Below are 14085 nucleotides of genomic sequence, written 5' to 3'. Positions count from 1 at the left end.
TTCACTCATTCACACACCCACTTTGTGTCACATGAAAAAAGGGGGGTGCGCACAGAGCACCCCCCAATGAACAAAGTGTCTACCTCAAACTAACTCGCTACTCACTCTCTCCCTCTTACCACCACACCTCGTACTGCACGCCCACCAGCGTGCGCGAGGTCTTGCCATTGGCGCCAAAGGTGCCTGCGTTAGCCACAGCCGCCGCCTGGTTCCAGTTGGCCTTGGTCACATACAGACGCAGCTCAGGACGCGACCAGAAGTCTTCATTCAGTGCCAGGGCACCCGCCAGCGTGACCTTGGACAGGCGCTGGTCCGGACCACTGCCCTTGCGGGTGGTGGTGGACAACTCCACCAGGCCCTTGAAGTTCTTGGTGAACGCGTACGAGCCACGGCCGCCCAGCGAGAAGTCCTTGGTCTCCACGCCGGTCAGGTCAGCCTTGTTGGTCTGGTAGCCAATGAGGGCCTGGCCGCCAAACGGTCCGCTTTGCCAGTTGATGGAGTCGGCAATGCGGGTGGCGCGCTTGCCTGCGCTGGTGCCCTCGATGGCTTCAAACTCCCCGTCGATGCGGGCATGGCCGCGCGATGTCTGCAAATACAGCGTGTTGCTGATGCTGGGCAGCAGGAACTCCTTTTGTGTGTGCATCAACGAGATGCCGGAGCCGGAGCCGCCACCCACCTGGTTCTTGCCGCCCACGGCGGTCAGCAGCACCCGCAGCTTGCCGCCGGGGTTGGTGTTGATCTCGGACAGGTCGGCGTTGATGCGGTGTGCCTTCACGTTGTTGGGCAGGCCGCCGTCAAACTTGTCGCCGGAGAACACGCCCACGCCCAGCTTCATGCCGCCCACAGGCACGTCGGTCACACCAGCGCCGATGTTGTCGCCGTAGTTCAGCAGGAAGTAGTCGACGATGTGCACGTCCTGGATCCGCAGGCGGCGCTGGCCGACCCAGAACTTGGCTTCGGGCGAGAACGAGAAGCCGCTCATTTCCACAAACGCCTGTTCGGTGCTGATGTCGCCACTGCCCCACTTGGCGGGCATGTAGTTCACTTTCCAGTTGATGCCGCCGGCCTCGAAGCCCTTGGCAAAGTTGACTTCGATGCCGTTGTCGCCTTCGTTGCCCAGGCGGTACTTCTGCAGCTCGCCGCCCAGCGTCAGGTTGCCCTTGACGCCGTCGGAGTGGTTGAACACCGGGCCACCGCGGGAGTAGCCGTTGAACTCAAAGCCTGCTACGTCCATAGCAAAGGCGCCATTCGCGCATGCGGCGGCCAAAGCCACCGCCGTGAGGCGGTTTCTTGTCTTCATGATGGGATCCCTCTGGGGTTGGTTTTAGTGCGTGCGGGTGCGTGTGTCGTACACGGCTTACTTGGTCTTCGCGGCGGCCGCGATCTTCTTCATGGCGTCGGCGACGCTCACCTTGTCGTCGTTCCAGAACTGGCTGACGACATCCTTGATCGCCCCTTCGGTGGCAGGCGCAATCGCCATGCCATGGGCCACGCTGGGCACCAGGCCACCGCTCTTGGCAGTGTCGGCAAAGTCTTTGCTGGACAGCTTGGCGCAGTCGTCAAACTTGTCCATCTTCTGTCCGGTGCGCACAGGGATCGAGCCCTTGTTGAGGTTGAACACCTCCTGGAACTCAGGGCTCATGATGGAGCTGGCCAGGTCGCTCTGCGCCTTCTGCGCTGCTGCGTCCTTGAGCTTGAACAGGATGAACGAGTCCACGTTGAAGGTGAACGCGTTGGCCGTGCCCGGTGCCGCTGCGCACTGGAAGTCCTTGCCCGGCGCCTTGTTGGCCGCGATGAACTCACCCTTGGCCCAGTCGCCCATCAGCTGGAAGCCCGCCTTGCCCTGAATGAGCATGGCCGTGGCCAGGTTCCAGTCGCGGCCGGGAGCGCCCGGGTCGGTGTAGGTCTTGATGCGGCGGAAGGTCTCCAGCGACTTCTTCATGGTGTCGCTGTTGATGGCCTTGTCGTCCAGTTTGACCAGTGCGTCCTGGTAGAACTTGGCACCGCCCACGCCCAGCACCACGGATTCAAAGGTCGTGAAGTCCTGCCAGTTCTGGCCGCCATGGGCCACGGGGACCAGGCCTGCGGCCTTGAGCTTGTCAGCAGCGGCAAAGAACTCGTCCCAGGTCTTGGGCATGCTGGCCACGCCCGCCTTCTTGAGCGCATCGGAGCTGGCCCACAGCCAGTTCACGCGGTGCACGTTGACCGGGGCAGCCACGTAGCTGCCCTTGTACTTCATCACGTCGGCGACCACCTTGGGCAGCACGTCGTCCCACTTCTCGGTCTTGGCCAGCGCATCGACATTGGCCAGCACGCCTTCGGACGCCCATTCCTGGATGGCCGGGCCCTTGACCTGGGCGGCCGAGGGCGGGTTGCCCGAGATCACGCGGCTCTTGAGCACCGTCATGGCGCTGTCGCCACCGCCCCCAGCCACGGCAAAGTCGCGCCAGGTGTGGCCCTTGGACTGCATGATCTTCTTGAGCTCGGCGGCCGACTTGGCCTCGCCGCCCGATGTCCAGTAGTGCAGGACCTCGACCTCCCCCGCGCTGGCAGACATCGCGGCCGCCAGGCCCACCGCCAGTGCGGCGATCTTTGTCATCTTCCACATACCCTTGTCTCCTCGACGTTGTTTTCAGAACCCGTTGCTGCGCCGTGATACCGGTGCTGTTCAGCGCAGTCGGTACTTTAATTACAATAATTAATTTAATTCTCAGGGCTTTCCCTGAGAGTCGCAGCGGCCCCACAGAGGGCCCGTTGCAGGGGCCTTTGTTATGCTCAATCCATGGCCACGATACTGATTGTCGAAGACGACGCCCTCCTGCTCGACGCTCTCACCGGCCAGCTCAAGCAACTCGATTACAGCGTCTGCACCGCCAGCAGCGTGGCGCAGGCCATGGCGCTTTTGCAGACGCAGGCGGTGGACGGCATCATCCTGGACCTGGGCCTGCCCGGCGCCGACGGCATGGAACTGCTGACCTGGGCCCGCGCGCACATCGCCGGCCTGCCCGTGCTGATCCTCACCGCCCGCGACGGCGTCGATGACCGCGTGCTGGGCCTGAACGCCGGGGCCGACGACTACATCACCAAGCCCTTCAACATGCAGGAGCTGCAGGCCCGCCTGCAGGCCATGCTGCGCCGCGCGCGCCAGCCTGCCTTCACCCAGGCCAGCAGCGCGGCCGGCGTTGCCAGCACCACCATCGGCCCGCTGGTGCTGGACCACGCCAGCCATGCTGCGGCCCTGAACGGCGACCTGCTGGAGCTGACCCAGCGCGAGTGGGAGCTGCTGGAGCTGCTGGCCCACCGCTGCGGAGAAGTCGTCACGCGCGACGACGTGCTGGCCGCCTGGCGCGCCAGCCCGCCCGAGCCCGGCCAAACCGCCGCCCCGCTGAACTCCAATGCACTGGAGGTGTATGTGCACCGCCTGCGCAAGAAGCTCGACCAGTCCAACCTGGTGATCCGCAATATCCGGGGGCTGGGGTACATGCTGAACAAGCCATGAAGCCCCCCCTGAGATGCTGCGCATCTTCCCCCCGTGGGGGGGATGCCGCCAGCGCACACAAGCGCAGCGCCGTATCTGCGGCTTGGCGGCCCTTGCGCGGCGGCACTGGCCTTGGTCGCGCCAGTTGCAAGACGCTCGCCGTTTAATTTTTACGGCTATTCATGCGTCACGTCCCGGGTGTTTCTCTTCAACGCAAGCTGCTGCTGTGGCTGCTGCTGCCGCAGCTGGTGCTGTGGCTGTCGGGTGGGTTTCTGGCGTGGCGCATTGCGCTGCAGAATGGTGAGAAGGGCATTGACCAGACGCTGACCCAGTCGGTGCGGGCACTGGCGCGGCAGATCAAGCCGATTGGCGATGGGCTGCTGGTGGACTTTCCGAAGGCCGCGCAGGACATCCTGGAACAGGACCCGGCCGACCGCATCACCTACATGGTGTCGTCCCCGCCCGGCCGCTTTCTGCTGGGCAACGCGCAGCTGCCAGCACCGCCCGCCCAGGTCGATGTGGCGGTGGGCGAGGCGTTTTTGTACCAAGCCCGAGTGGACGACAAACCGGTGCGCGTGGCCTTGCTGGATGTGGACTACGGCACCGCCTCCACCCGCCAGCGCCTGCGCGTGCAGGTGGCCCAGAGCCTCACGGTGCGCGAGCGCATTGCGCAGGAACTGCTGGAGCGCATGGTGTTCCCCATGGGCCTGATGGGCCTGGCCCTGAGCGCCGTGGTGTACGCCGGCGTGCTGCGCGGCCTGCAACCCCTCAAGCGCCTGGAGGCGCAAATTGAGCGCGCAGGCGCGCAGCCCCACACGGGCACCACGCCGCTGCCGCCCATTGAGCTGACCTCAGCACCGCAGGAAGTGCATTCGCTGGCCAGCACCATCAACCGCCTGCTGGAGACCGTGGCGCGTGGCCAGCAAAAGGAAAAGCGGTTTCTGAACGACGCTGCCCACCAGCTGCGCACGCCGCTTGCCGGCCTGATCGGCCAGACCGAACTGGCCCTGCATGAGAGCCACGAACCCGCAGTGCAGGCCCGCCTGCAAAAGGTGCTGTCGGCCGCGCAACGCAGCGCGCACCTGGTGCACCAGTTGCTGCAGCTGGCGCGCTCGGAGTCGAACGTGGAGATGCAGTCCATCGACCTCGCCGCCCTGGCCCGCGAGGTGGCCCGCGAATGGGCCGCCCGCGCCCTGGCCCAGGGCATGGACCTGGGCTACGAGGGCGTGGACCACCTGCCCGCGCAGGGCCACCCGCTGCTGCTGCGCGAGGCGTTGAACAACCTCATCGACAACGCGCTGCACTACGCGGGCCCCGGCGCCACGGTGACGGTGCGCGTGGGCCATGAAGAGCCCGGGCATTGGGCGCTGCTGGTCGTGGAGGACGATGGACCGGGCGTGCCGGCGGAGCATCTGGGCGATCTGTTTGCGCGGTTCTGGCGCGGGTCGGACAAGGCGGGCGGCTGTGGGCTGGGGCTGTCGATCGTGGAAGAGATCGCGCTGCGGCACGGGGGGCGGACGGTGGCGGAAGGGGTGGTGCCGAAGGGGTTGCGGGTGGGGATGCGGCTGCCTGCGGGGTGAGTTTTTGGTGTTTTTGGCTGGGTGCGCTAGTGCTTCATGTCTTGGCAGCTATGATTTTTATAGTGATCTTCAGCACTTCCGGACGGGAGATTTCCGGCAGACGTTGACGGTTTGATGCGTTTTTTTCACGCTCAGTCTTGGGGGCTTGTGCTCATCGAATGGCATGCCGGCACTGAGGGCGGAGGCCGGGAGTCGCCCGGCGTGCGAGTAACCTTCTTTCGCGTCGCCGAAAGAAAGTCACCAAAGAAAGGGCGACCCTACTGCGCGCGTCCCTTCGCTGCGCTACGGGCAGCCTGCGATGCTCGCACAGAGGGTGCGCCGCAGAACTCACTGCGCGCTACGCGCTCCGTTCAAACAACTGCGGCAAGTCAGCGCACGAAGTGCGTGTGTCCTTCGGCACACGCACGCACCCCCTGCCCTGCGCTTCTCGGCACGCGCAGAAGGGAACCCAAAAATGGACATCCACACGGGCCATTGCTTCGCTGCGCTGCGCTGCGCTCGGCCCCGTCTCGCGGGCGTAAGCGCCACGCGCTGCGCAGGCACGGCCGAGCGCAGCAATGGCCCGAATGGATGTCCGGCTGTTCGGCTGTTCGGCTGTTCGGCTGTTCGGCTGTTCGGCTGTTCGGCTGTTCGGCTGTTCGGCTGTTCGGCTGTTCGGCTGTTCGGCTGTTCGGTTGTTCGGTTGTTCGGTTGTTCGGTTGTTCGGTTGTTCGGTTGTTCGGTTGTTCGGTTGTTTGGATGTTTGGATGTTCGGCTGTCCACCCCCTGCTGGCTGTGCCTACGGCGGGGCGGTTGTGGGGTGAGCATGGGCGTCGGAGCGCCCATGCCTCGTCAACTGACTCGCCGTGGATGTCTGAGCGGCGCGCGCAGCGCAAAGCGAGTTCCACGGCGCACCCCACAACCGCCCCGCCGCAGGTTTGCCCCGGAGCGAAGCGCCGGGGTCGCAGACTGGGGGTCGCCTTTTCTTTGGTGACTTTCTTTTGGCGAAGCAAAAGAAAGTTACTCGCAAGCCGGGCGACTCCCGGCCTCCGCACTCAAACCAGGCACACCACCTGATAAGCAAGTAGCCTTGCGAATACCCAAAAACAAAAGCGGCCAGCACCTGCACCCCAGGCACCAGCCGCCCCAATACAAAAACAAACCTCAAGCCGCGAGGATCAGCTTCTCCAGCTTCACAGCATCCACCGCAAACGCCCGAATCCCCTCAGCCAGCTTCTCGGTCGCCATCGCATCCTCATTCAGCGCAAACCGGAACCCCGCCTCGTCATAGTTCACCGCAGGCAAGTCCATGCCCTTGGCAGCCTCTGCATCCAACGCCCGCTGCAACGGCGCATCACTCGCAGCCAGCTGCGCCAACAGCTCGGGCGCAATGGTCAGCAGGTCGCACCCGGCCAGCGCCGTGATCTGCCCCACATTGCGGAAGCTCGCGCCCATCACCTCGGTGGCGATGCCGAAACGCTTGTAGTGGTTGTAGATCTGCGTGACAGACTGCACGCCCGGGTCGTTGGCGCCCGCGCGCGCGGCCTCGTCCCAGCTCGCGCCTGCCTGCTTTTTGTACCAGTCGTAAATACGGCCCACAAACGGCGAGATCAGCTGCACCTTGGCCTGGCCGCAGGCCACGGCCTGGGCAAAAGAGAACAGCAGCGTGAGGTTGGTGTGGATGCCCTTGCGCTCCAGCTGGGCGGCCGCCTGGATGCCTTCCCACGTGGCCGCGATCTTGATGAGCACGCGGTCGATGTGGATGCCTTCGGCCTGGTACAGCTCGATGATGCGCTCGGCGCGCGTGATGGTGGCGCTGGTGTCAAAGCTCAGGCGGGCGTCCACTTCGGTGGAAACACGGCCGGGCACGTGGGTCAGGATCTCGCAGCCAAAACGCACCAGCAGGCGGTCGATCACCTCGTCCATCGCACGCCCTTGCCACTTGGCGACGGTGTCCTTGAGCAGCGGCGCGTATTCGGGCTTTTGCACCGCCTTGAGAATCAGCGAGGGATTGGTCGTGGCGTCCTGCGGACGGAACTGGGCCAGTTGCAGAAAGTCGCCGGTGTCGGCAACCACGGTGGTGAACTGTTTGAGGGCGTCGAGTTGGTTCGTCATGGCGCCATTATTCCGCATTGGTCCGGGCGCCTTCGGTACTACCAACCACTGATACGCCGTGGGCACCCAAGCTCAGCTGCACCGCGTCGCCCACAGCCAGCACATCGTCCAGATCGGACGACACCACAAAAATATGGCCCAGCGCGGTCTCGAAGGTGTATTCGTACACGGCGCCCAGGTAGGCCCGCTTGTCCAGCCGCGCGGGCAGCAGGCCCGCGCCCTGGCGATGAATGCGCCAGGCCTCCGGCCGCACCGCCACCTTTACCGGGCCGCTCTTCACCGCCATGCGGGGGCGCAGCACCAGCGGGCCGAGCACCACCGTGCCGTCAGCGTCGGCCACGGCCGGGAACAGCATGGCCTCACCCATGAAGCCCGCGACGAATTCGCTGTGCGGGGTTTCATACAGCGCGCGGGGCGAGCCCTTTTGCGCAATCAGGCCCTGGTTCATCACGATGATCTGGTCGCTAACCGCCATGGCCTCGGCCTGGTCGTGCGTGACGTAGGCCACCGTGAGCGACAGGCGCTGCTGCAGCGCACGGATCTCTTCGCGCATCTCGCGGCGCAGGCGGGCGTCAAGGTTGGACAAGGGCTCGTCAAACAGCAGCACCTCGGGCTCCAGCACCAGCGCACGGGCCAGGGCCACACGCTGCTGCTGCCCGCCCGAGAGTTCACTGGGCAGGCGGTCGTCATAGCCCACCAGGCCCACGCCGCGCAGCGCCTCCACGGCCTTGGTGCGCGCCTGCTCCTTGGGCTGGCCCGACATGCGCAGGCCGTACATCACGTTCTCCACCACATTCATGTGCGGGAACAACGCGTAGCTCTGGAACATCATGCTCACATTGCGTTGCGCGGGGCCCAGCGTGGTCACATCCTGGCCTGCGATGAAGATCTCGCCCGAAGTGGGCGATTCCAGCCCCGCAATCATGCGCAAGGTGGTCGTCTTGCCGCAGCCCGAGGGGCCGAGGATGGTGGTGAGCGTGCCGCGCGGCACCTCAAAGCTGATGCCCTTGACGGCCAGGGCCGCGCTGCTGTCGCTGCCGTAGCGCTTGGTGATGTTGCGGAACACGATGCCCGCGTCATTGTTGTTCATGGCGTGTTTTCTTTTTTGTCAGAGGGTCAGTGCGCAGCGGGAGCGGCTCCACGGCGGCCCAGTTTGCGGTCACCCACCAGCAGCTGAATGAGTCCGATGGAGGCCGACATAAGGACGATGAGCACCGTGCAGTACGCCAGCGCCACGCCATAGTCGCCATTGCCCACGCGGCCGATGATGTAGGTGGTGGCCAGCTCGTTCTCGGCGGTGACCAGGAAGATCACAGCGCTCACGGTGGTGATGGCTCGCACAAAGCTGTACACCAGTGCAGCCACCAGGGCGGGCTTGAGCAGCGGCAGCACCACATGGCGCAGCGTCTGCACGCTGCCTGCGCGCAGCATGACGGACGCCTCATCGAGCGACCGGTCCAGCTGCTTGAACGCCGCCGTGCCCGCCCGCACGCCCACCGGCAGGTTACGGAACATGAAGCACAGCACGATGATGAGGGCCGTGCCCGTCAGCTCGAACGGCGGCACGTTGAACGCCAGGATGTAGCTCACGCCCAGCACCGTGCCCGGAATGGCAAAAGCCAGCAGCGCTGCAAACTCGAACGCGCCCTGCCCCCGGAACTCGGTGCGCGCCAGCAGCCACGCAATGCCGATGCCCAGCGTGGCCGTGAGCGGCGCCGAGATGGCGGCGAGCTTGAGCGTGGTGAAAAACGAGTTCCACGCGGTGCCCGCCCACACCACACCAAACTCGCCCCATTCCACACTGAACGCGGTACGGAAATGCGCCAGCGTGATGGTGTAGTCGCGCCCCCAGGTCTGCACAAAACCGCCCGCCAGTGCAAACAGGTACACGATCAGGGTGAACGCCATCCAGGGCAGTGCAATGGAGTGCACCACACGGCGCACGCCGGTGGGCAGCGGCATGGCAATGCCTGCATCACCCTTGCCCGATACGGTGGTGAAGTTCTGCTTGCCCAGCAAGCCGCGCTGGATGGCAAACACGGTGAGCGCAAAGAACGTGAGGATCCAGGCCAGCGACGCGGCACGGCCCTGGTCGTACTGCGCACCCACGATGGCAAAGAAGATTTCGGTGGACAGCACCGAGAACTGCCCGCCCACCACGATGGGGTTGCCGAAGTCGGCCATGCTTTCGATGAAGCCCACCAGGAACGCATTGGCCAGGCCCGGCTTGAGCAGCGGCAGGGTCACGGTCATGAAGGTGCGGTGCGGGCTGGCACGCAGCGTTTGCGCGGCCTCCTCCAGACTGGGCGCCACGCCCTGCACCACGCCGCGCATGATCATGAAAGCAATGGGTGTGAAGGCAAAGGTCTGCGCCACCCACACGCCCAGCCAGCCGTAGAACCAGCGCGACGGCGTGATGCCAAACGCGTATTCCAGAAACTGGTTGAACACGCCTGCGCGGCCAAACAGCAGGATGAGCCCCAGGCCCACCACAAACGGCGGCGTGATGATGGGCAGCAGCGCCACGATGTTCAGCGGCCGCGCATAGCGGCGCGATGCGCGCTCGGCCATCAGCGCCATGAAGGTGCCCAGCAGCGTGGTGCTGGTGGCCGTCATCAAGCCCAGGAACAGCGTGTTCCAGGCCACACCGCAGCGCTGGCCGCCCGCCAGGCACGACAGGCTGAAGTTGCGCTCGTGCGCGATGCGCTCCCACACCACGGCCAGCGAGAACGGGCCGTCCTCCAGAAAAAACGCAGCCGACAGCGCCTTGAGCACCGGAAACACGATGAACAGCGCGAGCAGGCTGCCACAGCCCACCACCGCAGCCGCCACGAACAGATCGCCCTTGAAGAAGCCCCGCCGTGCCACCCCGAAAGACAGCAGCACCAGCAGCGCCGACAGCACCACAAACCCGCCCCAGCCCATGCCGGGCTGGCGCGCGCCCAGTTCGCCCAGGCTGGTGTTCATCCATTCAAACGCCCAGCCGCGCGCACCAATCGCAAAGCCGCTGAGCAGCAGGGCCGCCAGCCCCAGCGCACCCCCCGCCACCAGCAGGGCACCCTGCTTGCGCCCGGCGGGCAGGCAGGCCCCCAGGCCCGCCACCACCAGCCCGGCGAGGCCCAGCCACAGCCAGGGGCGCCCGAACAAGGCCGCCTGCATCAGCCCGTTGGCCGCCTGCTCGCTGCTGAAGACCTGGTCCACCGCCAGCAGGCCATTGGCGTCCTGCTGTGCATACCAGGGGAACACCAGGTACCCCAGTAAGCCCATGGCCAGCCAGACCCACAGGGGCCGGTTGACCGAGGCACCGGGAGTCCTGGTCCGAAGGGTTGCGTGCGCCGCCGCTGCTGCCGACACCACCACCCCTTAGCGCGTTGCGTTTTGCACGTCTTTTTCCCAGCGCGCAATCAGGCGGCGACGCTCGGCGCTGGCGCCGTATTTGGCGTAGTCGTAGTTGATGAGCTTCATCTTGGCCGGATCGGTCATGCGCGGGTCTTTGGGCACCTGCGTGTTGCTGGGCAGCTGGAACTGCTTGGCCGCCAGGCCAAATTGCTGACCACCCGGCGTGAGCGCCCATTCATAGAACTTCTTGGCGGCCTCGGTGTTGGGGCCGTTCTTGACGATGCTCATGGAGCCCACCTCGGCGCCGGTACCTTCAGAAGGTGTGACCGAGCCCACGGGGAAGCCGTTGACCGCCTCGGTGGTCACGTCGTGCACGAAGCTCACGGACACCGTGGTCTCGCCGCGTGCAACCGCCTTGACAGGCGCCGTGCCTGAACGGGTGTACGCGCTGATGTTGGGGTGCAGGGCCTTGAGGTATTCAAACGCCTTTTCCTCGCCCATGATCTGCACCAGCGTGGCGATCATGGTGTAGGCGGTGCCGCTAGAGGCCGGGTTGGCCATCTGAACCTCGCCCTTGAATTCTGGCTTGAGCAGGTCGGCCCACGACTGGGGCGGGTTGAGCTTGCGCTTGGCCAGCAGCTCCTTGTTGTAGCCAAAACCCAGCGGGCCCAGGTACACGCCCACGGTGCGGTACTTGGAATCGCCCGCCTGCTTCTGCGCCCAGGGGTACAGCTGCGCCAGCTGGGGTGACTTGTATTCGAGCGTCAGGCCCTGCTCGGCCGCCTGCAGATGCGGGTCGCCTGTGCCGCCAAACCAGATGTCGGTCTTGGGGTTGGCGCGCTCGGCGTTGAGCTGCGCCAGCGCCTCGCCCGAGCCCTTGGCCGTCATGTTGACCTTAGTGCCAGTGGTCTTGGCGTACACCGTGGACATCAGGTTGCACCACTCGGCCTGCACCGAGCAGATGATGTTGACCTGGCCCTGGGCCCAGCTGCCCGATGCAGCGGCCACAAGGGCCGCACCGGCCAGAAGTTTTGTCAGCAAGGGTTTGCGCATGGAAGGCTCCTCAGTATCTGGATAACGTGATGGAGGATGCTATGCGTGCAGGGCCTGCCCGAGCCAGGGGGGAAACGCCCAGGCCCCGTGCAAGCAGGTTGAAAGGCAGGGATTGCGCGGGCCCCATACCTTTGGGAACCGAGTTACATTAACCGCAGATGGCCCCACCACCGCGCGCACAGCCGGTGGATGAAGCGTCCACCCAAGCCCTTTCCAAGGCCCCCTGCGCAGCCTGCCCTGCCTTCACAGACTGACATGCTCGACCGCATCACCGCCTCCCTGCCCTCGCTGGCCCCCGCCGAACAGCGCGTGGCCAAGCTGGTGCTGACCGACCCCCGCACCTTCGCCCGCCTGCCCGTGCGCGAGCTGGCCGAGCGCGCGCATGTGAGCAAGCCCACCGTGGTGCGCTTTTGCCGCAGCATGGGTTACGACGGGCTGGCGGACTTCAAGCTCAAGCTGGCAGGCAGTGTGAGCGAAGGCGTGCCTTTCATCCACCGCAGTGTGGATGCAGACGACAAGACCGGTGACGTGCTGGTGAAGGTGGTGGACAACGCCGTGGCAGCGTTCCTGCAATACCGCAACGCGGCCAGCACCGTGGCCATCGAACGTGCGGCCGAGGCCATTGCCGACACGTGGAAGAAAGGCAAACGCATCGAGTTCTACGGCGTGGGCAACTCGGGCATCGTGGCGCAGGACGCGCAGCACAAGTTTTTCCGCCTGGGCGTGACCTCGATTGCCAGCAGCGACGGCCACATGCAGGTGATGAGCGCCACCCTGCTGGGGCCAGGCGACTGCGCCGTGATCATCTCCAACTCGGGCCGCACCCGCGACCTGATGGACGCGGCAGACATCGCCCGCCGCAACGGTGCCACCACCATCGTCATCACCGCCAGCGGCTCGCCCCTGGCCAGCACCTGCCAGATCCATCTGGCGGCCGACCACCCCGAGGGCTACGACCGCTACAGCCCCATGGTGTCGCGCCTCATGCACTTGCTCATCATCGACGTGCTGGCCACTTGCGTGGCGTTGCGCATTGGCAGCTCGCTGCAGCCCATCCTGCAGCAGATGAAGGAAAACCTGCGGGCCAAGCGGTACGCGTAAATCCTGGCCATCAGGCCAGGCCGGCCCACGCCTTCTCAGTCCAGCGTGACACCCGCTTCGCGGATCACCTTGCCCCACTTGGTCGTTTCAGCCGCCAAAAAGGCGTCGCACGCCTCGGGCGTGGTGCCTTCACCAAAGGTGCCCATGGTGTCGAGTTTGGCCTTGGTTTCATCACTCTGGATGATGGCGTTCACGGCGTCCGACATGCGCTTGACGATGTCGCGCGGCGTCCCTGCGGGTGCAATCATGCTGGCCCAGGTACTGCCCAGCATGCCGGGCACGCCTTGCTCGATGAAGGTCGGCACGTCAGGCAACATGGGCAAGCGCTTTTCGCTGGCCACGCCGATGAGGGTGATGCGGCCTGCCTTGGCGGGCTGGATCAGGTTGGGCGGAGGGTCGAGGAACAAGGGCACCTGGCCGCCGAGCAAGTCCGTCAACGCCGGGGCTGCGCCGCGGTAGGGAATGTGGACCATGAAGGTCTTGGTCAGTGACTTGAGCAGCTCGCTGGTCAGGTGCGCGGCAGAGCCTGTGCCTGATGAGGCAAAACTCACCTTGCCAGGGTTGGCCTTGGCATAGGCCACGAGTTCTTTCACCGTCTTGAACGGTGCATTGGGCGCCACCGCCGCCACCAACGGAGAAATACCCAGCAGCGACACGCCCATCAGGTCCTTGCGCGGGTTGTAGGGCAGTTTGGGGTAGAGCGTGGTGTTGGCGGTAAAGGCCGGAATGACCACACCAAAGGTGTGACCGTCCGGGGCGGACTTGGCGACGGCATCCACGCCGATGATGCTGTTCGCACCGGGTTTGTTGTCGATGACAACCGGCTGACCGAATTGCTTTTGCAGGCCTACCGTCAGCAGACGCGCCATCTGGTCGGTAAACCCGCCCGCCGTGTAAGGCACGATGATGCGAATCGGGCGACTCGGCCAACTGGTTTGGGCCAGTGCTGGCAATGCCGCACTGGCCAGCGCTGCGCCAGTGGCCTGGACAAGCCTGCGACGGGAAAGGAATGTGCTCATGGTTTTGTCTCCTGCTGATTTATAGGTATAAAAAGCAGCCTCAGCGCTCGTCAAACAAGCGCTAAAAGCTATATTTTTTATAGCACTCAGATCCCATCGAATGGGGTGTGTCTGTGATCTGCAGGGCTCAGACGGCCTTGACCAGTTCAGGCACAGCCGTGAACAGATCCGCTTCCAGCCCGTAGTCAGCCACACTGAAGATCGGCGCCTCAGGGTCCTTGTTGATCGCCACGATCACCTTCGAATCCTTCATCCCCGCCAAGTGCTGGATGGCACCCGAGATACCAGCCGCCACATACAGCTGCGGTGCCACGATCTTGCCGGTCTGGCCCACTTGCCAGTCGTTGGGCGCGTAGCCTGCGTCCACCGCCGCGCGGCTGGCACCCAGGGCGGCGCCCAGCTTGTCGGCTAGGGGCGTCAT

Annotated in this window: 11 protein-coding genes; 3 read left to right on the top strand and 8 right to left on the bottom strand. The window is 64.9% G+C overall.

Annotation, left to right across the window (positions count from 1 at the left end; genetic code table 11):
- Positions 1 to 115 precede the first annotated feature (115 nt).
- Both ASC83_RS03950 and ASC83_RS03945 read right to left on the bottom strand, forming a co-directional pair.
- Positions 116 to 1234 carry a carbohydrate porin gene (locus tag ASC83_RS03950; RefSeq protein WP_056058431.1) on the bottom strand — a complete coding sequence of 373 codons (1119 nt, stop codon included), beginning with the start codon at positions 1232 to 1234 and terminating at the stop codon, positions 116 to 118.
- A gap of 123 nt (positions 1235 to 1357) precedes the next feature.
- Positions 1358 to 2608, bottom strand: a complete 1251-nt coding sequence (locus tag ASC83_RS03945; protein WP_056058428.1) for an ABC transporter substrate-binding protein — start codon at positions 2606 to 2608, stop codon at positions 1358 to 1360.
- Between the two features lie 174 nt (positions 2609 to 2782).
- On the opposite strand from ASC83_RS03945, the gene ASC83_RS03940 reads away from it, so the two are divergent.
- Together ASC83_RS03940 and ASC83_RS03935 are read left to right on the top strand one after the other, a co-directional pair.
- A complete protein-coding gene (locus ASC83_RS03940) occupies positions 2783 to 3499 on the top strand; it encodes a response regulator transcription factor (protein WP_056058426.1) in 717 nt (238 codons plus the stop codon).
- A gap of 161 nt (positions 3500 to 3660) precedes the next feature.
- Positions 3661 to 5058 carry a sensor histidine kinase gene (locus ASC83_RS03935; RefSeq protein WP_056058424.1) on the top strand — a complete coding sequence of 466 codons (1398 nt, stop codon included), beginning with the start codon at positions 3661 to 3663 and terminating at the stop codon, positions 5056 to 5058.
- 1143 nt (positions 5059 to 6201) lie between these two features.
- Here ASC83_RS03935 and tal read toward each other — a convergent pair.
- The 4 genes from tal to ASC83_RS03915 all read right to left on the bottom strand — a co-directional run bounded on the left by tal (position 6202) and on the right by ASC83_RS03915 (position 11544).
- Complete coding sequence (tal, locus tag ASC83_RS03930; protein WP_056058419.1) at positions 6202 to 7152, bottom strand: transaldolase; 951 nt, start codon at positions 7150 to 7152, stop codon at positions 6202 to 6204.
- A gap of 7 nt (positions 7153 to 7159) precedes the next feature.
- Positions 7160 to 8242, bottom strand: coding sequence for an ABC transporter ATP-binding protein (locus tag ASC83_RS03925; protein WP_056058416.1), 1083 nt, complete (start codon positions 8240 to 8242; stop codon positions 7160 to 7162).
- A 26-nt stretch (positions 8243 to 8268) separates the two neighbouring features.
- Positions 8269 to 10419, bottom strand: a complete 2151-nt coding sequence (locus ASC83_RS03920) for an iron ABC transporter permease (RefSeq protein WP_235509314.1) — start codon at positions 10417 to 10419, stop codon at positions 8269 to 8271.
- A gap of 96 nt (positions 10420 to 10515) precedes the next feature.
- Positions 10516 to 11544: an ABC transporter substrate-binding protein gene (locus ASC83_RS03915; RefSeq protein WP_116748974.1), complete on the bottom strand. Its 1029-nt coding sequence runs from the start codon at positions 11542 to 11544 to the stop codon at positions 10516 to 10518.
- 255 nt (positions 11545 to 11799) lie between these two features.
- On the opposite strand from ASC83_RS03915, the gene ASC83_RS03910 reads away from it, so the two are divergent.
- Positions 11800 to 12645, top strand: coding sequence for a MurR/RpiR family transcriptional regulator (locus tag ASC83_RS03910; RefSeq protein WP_056058413.1), 846 nt, complete (start codon positions 11800 to 11802; stop codon positions 12643 to 12645).
- A gap of 35 nt (positions 12646 to 12680) precedes the next feature.
- Here ASC83_RS03910 and ASC83_RS03905 read toward each other — a convergent pair whose 3' ends face one another.
- Positions 12681 to 13664, bottom strand: coding sequence for a tripartite tricarboxylate transporter substrate binding protein (locus tag ASC83_RS03905; RefSeq protein WP_056058408.1), 984 nt, complete (start codon positions 13662 to 13664; stop codon positions 12681 to 12683).
- A 127-nt stretch (positions 13665 to 13791) separates the two neighbouring features.
- A partial coding sequence (locus ASC83_RS03900) for an electron transfer flavoprotein subunit alpha/FixB family protein (protein WP_056058406.1) occupies positions 13792 to 14085 on the bottom strand: 294 nt, incomplete at its 5' end.

Source organism: Acidovorax sp. Root402 (assembly GCF_001425125.1).
Taxonomy (GTDB): domain Bacteria; phylum Pseudomonadota; class Gammaproteobacteria; order Burkholderiales; family Burkholderiaceae_C; genus Acidovorax; species Acidovorax delafieldii.
The sequence above is the reverse complement of the archived record's forward strand: the minus strand, read 5'-3'. Positions and strand labels throughout refer to the sequence as shown.